This is a genomic window from Cytophaga sp., assembly GCF_051961495.1.
Taxonomy (GTDB): domain Bacteria; phylum Bacteroidota; class Bacteroidia; order Cytophagales; family Cytophagaceae; genus Cytophaga.
Genome location: NZ_JBQCDF010000017.1, coordinates 1 through 2,089 on the forward strand (window position 1 = coordinate 1; position 2,089 = coordinate 2,089).

Here is a 2,089-nt window from a genome sequence, read left to right on the forward strand (position 1 = left end):
TTATTATCATAGTAAAATGAAATTCTATTAACATTGAAAAGATCGAACAGTCCAATAAAACTAACCCTATCTTTTTCTAAAATTTTTTTCCATGACTCTTCACTAGACCATTTCACACTTTTTGCGAGCTTTAGAATTAAAAATCCTAAATTATCAGTATTTACTCCATACAATAGAGCTTCTTCATTTCTATTAAATATTATGTATTCATAAAAATTAAGCAAAGCATCAAAATACGCTTCAAATTCTTGTTCAGTTATTACTGCTTTTGAATCAAAATACAACTTCATTTTACTAGCTAAGGCAGAAGAGTTCCGTAAATTTAGTAAAATGAGTTCTTCGTTTAGTTTGTCCTTTTCATAAGCCCAGATCGAAGAAATTTCAGAATTTGATATATCATTTGGACTTAGATTTAAAGCAAAATACTTATCAAAATTTGTACGATTTGTAATACTTAAAGGGTGACTATTATCTTTGAATAACTCATCAAGTACAGGCTTAATGTTTTCTGGAATAGTTTTACCTAGTATTGTATAATAATCTTTTTTCGAATTCATTTTAAATCAAGTTATCTCTGTTGATTGAAATTTTTAGGTATAATTCTGGATCAGAAAAGTTAATTAATTCAAGAAGAAAAAAATGATATATATAAACCTCGTTACCGATATTCATATATTTAATTATAAACGAATTTGTAAATTTCTTTATATCTCTGTCATTTTTTAAAAAAAGTGGGATGTCTGAAAATTTTAGACATTCCTCTAATTCATTAGGATTAATTTTGGATATTGTTTTGTTGTTCTCAAGATTTTCGATCGATGATAGTAAACAATTTCTTAATCTTTCAATAATTGATTTATAATCTAATTCTGGAATTTGAAATTCTAAATTAATTATTTTATCTAAGTATTTTTCAGGTTTATGTGAAGAGATTTTTTCTTTTATTGCGTTATTGATGTAAAATTTGTCATAGCCAACTATATAAATAGTATTAGGAAAATCAGCTAATATTCTAATTATTCTGAATACATCAACAATTTCATTATTATCTAATCTATCTAAGTCGTCAATGGTAATTATAATTTGGCAATCTAATTTTTTAATGTGATTTTTTAAGGACAAATATTGGTTATACAAACCTTTATCTTCAATCATTAATAATTTTGAAAAATCTGTTTTAAAAATGTTTGTTTCTGTTTTTAAAATAGCTTTATAATATTCATTGAATTGTGATGATATTAAATCGCTGTTTTTAAATTCATTTTCTAATAACTTAAAGAAGTTTTTCAATAATGATTCTGAATTATTATAAAACCATGGATAGAAGCGAATTATTTTCGTTCGATGTTGGGGATGGTATAATTTAAGTTGATTGAGGATTAAACTCATAAATGATGTTTTCCCGCTACCCCATTCACCTACTATTCCAATTGAGAAAGAATTTGAAGGCTTCAGTAAAGTAATGGCATCGGCTAATTTTGATGCAAATTTATTCCTACCTAAAGTATCTAAATCTGATAAAGACTTATTACCTGACATTTCTACTTCCTCATTTAAAGGTAAGTCAGGATTAATAAATCCATAGGAATATTCTTTTATAGGAATTCTTCTAAATAATCTGAAATACACAACAGCGAACCAAATATATTTATGAAGCTTATTATTAATTTCTTCTACATTGTATTCATCATCATTTAATACTGACTGACGTAAAATGGTTTTGTCTTTAGTTGAAGATATTTTTTTAACATTCGGATAAATACTGTCAAATCCATTTTTAAAAATAACTAAGCCAACATATACTATTAAAAAATCTATATATGCAAATTGCCCGTTTTTAAATGGATAAGCATCAATTTCCCAATTAGTATTTGGGTTAAATCTAAGCCATGCCCAAATACCCAAAAATAAAAGATTGTATTTTATTTTATTAGAAAGAATGTTTATTAATGTGAAGTAAATAAAAAATATTAATAAAACTAAATCACTTATTGTGGAATGACTTAAATAATTTTTATTTCTATCTATTGGTATATACTTTGAAATTGTTTGCTCTAAAAAAATAAATATTAATAGGAGCATTAATTGC

General features: G+C 24.9%; 2 protein-coding genes. Both read right to left on the reverse strand.

Going from position 1 to position 2,089, the window contains the following annotated elements; all coding sequences use genetic code 11:
* A partial coding sequence (locus ACTHJT_RS01070; RefSeq protein WP_440235750.1) for a hypothetical protein occupies positions 1–557 on the reverse strand: 557 nt, incomplete at its 3' end.
* A gap of 1 nt (position 558) precedes the next feature.
* Positions 559–2,089 (reverse strand): KAP family P-loop NTPase fold protein (locus tag ACTHJT_RS01075; protein WP_440235752.1); only part of this gene is annotated, 1,531 nt, incomplete at its 5' end.